The sequence below is a fragment of the Marinobacter sp. bablab_jr008 genome (assembly GCF_016464145.1).
Classification (GTDB): domain Bacteria; phylum Pseudomonadota; class Gammaproteobacteria; order Pseudomonadales; family Oleiphilaceae; genus Marinobacter; species Marinobacter nauticus.
Genome location: NZ_JACDWW010000041.1, coordinates 1 through 2076, shown reverse-complemented (window position 1 = coordinate 2076; position 2076 = coordinate 1). Strand labels below are relative to the sequence as shown.

Sequence of the window (2076 nt, the reverse complement as noted above, 5' to 3'; positions counted from 1 at the left end):
GTTCCGAGAAAAGGAAGAGCCAACCCCAACGAATACGCCGCCAGATACAGCATGCCCGCCTCAGCATTGGCATGCGTGGAGCTGAGCGCCAATATGGCCCCGAGTATGGGGCCTATACAGGGTGTCCAGCCGATGGCAAACGCGGCGCCAATTCCCCAGGTTGCAAGATCAGGAATTTAGTCCCCTAAGTTTTGTAAGTCCGTTAAACTGCCCAGAAATCAAATTTGATATCTTCACTGGAAGGGTCGTTGTCGATGATAACCCTCGACCGCCATAGCATCTTGCCGGTACCGCACTCCGGCAGGGTAATGGTTCCCTGGTAAACACCCTGGGCATTCGGTAGCAGCTGGGTGCGGACCACGCCCATGTACATTTCAAGCCCTTCGAAATCCACGATCAGGGAGTCTGCTGTCATGTTATCGAGACGCACACGAATGGGAATCTCTGTCATCGATTCGATGGCTTCATTACCTAAGCCGACTGTGATGGTTTGATCGCCCTTTCGCCCGATACACTGACCTTCAAAAGGTGCGCATCCCTCGGTGGCGTAAAAAGTGACACCGGCATCCAGATCAGGCTTCAGGTACTGCGGCAACACGAAAATTGCAGCGACCACCAGACTGAAACCGGCTATACCGAATAACCATGACCATTTATTGAAGTGCTGCTTCAACGACATTTTCGAGTTACCGAGATTTAAAGGAGTGTTGTCTGGTATCCGTGAGAAGTCAGGAGGGGCTCTCGGCCTGGTTAATGTCCTGACTTTCGTTCTGTTGATAGCGGCGCTGGTCGTCTGTCCATAGTGTTCTCAGGTACTCGATCACCCACTGAATTTCCTCGTCGGTGAGGGTGTCCTCAAATGCTGGCATAGCCAGCCGATCTGTTTTGTTGAAGGGATGCCGCCATCCCTCGGCAATCATCCTGAACAGCATGGCATCACTGTGGCGCCAGGTGTGGCCGGTCTCATCGTGTGGTGGCGGGGGCATTTCGCCTTTCTCATCCGGTTTGTTCCAGTTGGCCGCACCTTCACCCTGCCATCCGTGGCAGGCGGCGCAGTATTGCTCGTAGATCTGGCGACCCTTGGCCACTTCGGTCGGCAAGCTGTCGCTGTTTGGTGGCGCGCCACCGGCCATCAGAAGGGCCGGGGCAACGAGCAAGACCAGCGGGACAAACCACTTATTCATGAACAGGCACCCATTCGCCAGAGGCGTTCCGCGAAAGCAGGTCTCCGTTTTCCGTGCCCACCACGAGTCCTTCCTTGGGTGAGAATGTCAGAGCGGTGATTGCCTGGGGTATTTCAAGGCCAACCCAGGTTTCGCCGCCGTCAGAACTGTGGTGAAGTTGCCCCTCGATTACGGCGTAGACGTTCTCCGGGGCCGAAGGATCGTAATCAATGGCCGTCACCGCCCCTCGCAATTCGCCGGCATCGCCCCAGAAGCAAAAACAGTCCATGGAACGGGCCACACCACGGGTGGTGCCCGCGAACAGCCAGCCACTTTCCATGCTGCCGGGCATATCCGAGTGCAGGAACGCCTGCACCGGCTCCCGGGGTCCACCGTCAACCTTCACCCATTCGCCACCGCCGTCCCTGGATCGGAACATGCCACCTTCACCAAGATAGGCGTAGAGCGTTTCCGGTTGGGTGGCGTGGGCGGCAATGGCGGTGATTCCGAGATCCGGCAGGGTGTCATTGAGGGAATGCCAGCGCTCGCTAGCATACTCATAGCGCCAGATGCCAAGGCCTGGCCCTGCCAGGTACAGGCGTTCGTCCGCGCCCTTTGCCATGGAACGGGGTTGAGCGCCGGAATCGGACGGTGGCAGCGGGATGTCGGCGGCAGTCTTATCATCAAGAACAAGCAGGCCGCTATCCCGAAGCACCAGCAGGGCGCCGGAGGAGTCAGTCGCCAGCGCTTTCACTGCTTGGGCATCATTCGCAGACTCGGCTTGAACCAGGGCCGGCATGACGGCAACCAACGCGAACAGGAAAAGCCTGGAAACGCCAGAATTCAGGCGGTAAACCATCGTTTTCATGGGGCTGACCTCAGTAATCCTTGTGTTCACGGAAAACACCTTGCT

The 2076-nt window shown here is 57.3% G+C and carries 3 protein-coding genes and 1 pseudogene; all 4 read right to left on the bottom strand.

All coding sequences use genetic code 11. The features are described from left to right. Nucleotides 1-164 (bottom strand): annotated as a pseudogene (locus tag JIF53_RS03705) (cytochrome c biogenesis CcdA family protein); the annotation flags it as partial. 38 nt (nt 165-202) lie between these two features. Then, nucleotides 203-679 (bottom strand): hypothetical protein, encoded by a 477-nt coding sequence (locus tag JIF53_RS03700; protein WP_199451854.1) that lies wholly within the window; start codon nt 677-679, stop codon nt 203-205. Nucleotides 680-728: 49 nt separating this feature from the next. Next, nucleotides 729-1184: a c-type cytochrome gene (locus tag JIF53_RS03695; RefSeq protein ID WP_011784882.1), complete on the bottom strand. Its 456-nt coding sequence runs from the start codon at nt 1182-1184 to the stop codon at nt 729-731. Beyond that, a partial coding sequence (locus JIF53_RS03690) for a WD40/YVTN/BNR-like repeat-containing protein (protein WP_228285458.1) occupies nt 1177-2076 on the bottom strand: 900 nt, incomplete at its 5' end. The genes JIF53_RS03695 and JIF53_RS03690, both read right to left, overlap by 8 nt.